Here is a 559-nt window from a genome sequence, read left to right on the forward strand (position 1 = left end):
GAGTAGGGGCAAGGCATGGCTCAATCTCTGTCATAAGTCAAAGTGTAGTTGATGCCGTGCCCCGTTTTTGTAGAGTAGGGGCAAGGCATGGCTCAATCTCTGTCATAAGTCAAAGTGTAGTTGATGCGGTGCCCCGTTTTTGTAGAGTAGGGGCACCGCATCGAACAATGTGTTTGACAAGTCAAAGTCTAGTTGATGCCGTGCCCCGTTTTTGTAGAGTAGGGGCACCGCATCGAACAATGTGTTTGACAAGTCAAAGTGTAGTTGATGCCGTGCCCCGTTTTTGTAGAGTAGGGGCAAGGCATGGCTCAATCTCTGTCATAAGTCAAAGTCTAGTTGATGCCGTGCCCCGTTTTTGTAGAGTAGGGGCAAGGCATCGAACAATCTCTGTCATAAGTCAAAGTCTAGTTGATGCCGTGCCCCGTTTTTGTAGAGTAGGGGCAAGGCATGGCTCAATCTCTGTCATAAGTCAAAGTGTAGTTGATGCCGTGCCCCGTTTTTGTAGAGTAGGGGCAAGGCATGGCTCAATCTCTGTCATAAGTCAAAGTGTAGTTGATGC

Annotated in this window: 2 protein-coding genes; one reads left to right on the top strand and one right to left on the bottom strand. The window is 48.3% G+C overall.

The features are described from left to right. Positions 1 to 102 precede the first annotated feature (102 nt). Positions 103 to 300, bottom strand: coding sequence for a hypothetical protein (locus tag MiSe_RS49665; protein WP_226594996.1), 198 nt, complete (start codon positions 298 to 300; stop codon positions 103 to 105). 44 nt (positions 301 to 344) lie between these two features. Between MiSe_RS49665 and MiSe_RS49670 the strand changes: the two genes are divergently transcribed. After that, positions 345 to 559: hypothetical protein (locus tag MiSe_RS49670; RefSeq protein WP_226594998.1), on the top strand; the 215-nt coding region annotated here is incomplete at its 3' end.

Source organism: Microseira wollei NIES-4236, from assembly GCF_020521235.1.
GTDB lineage: Bacteria > Cyanobacteriota > Cyanobacteriia > Cyanobacteriales > Aerosakkonemataceae > Microseira > Microseira wollei.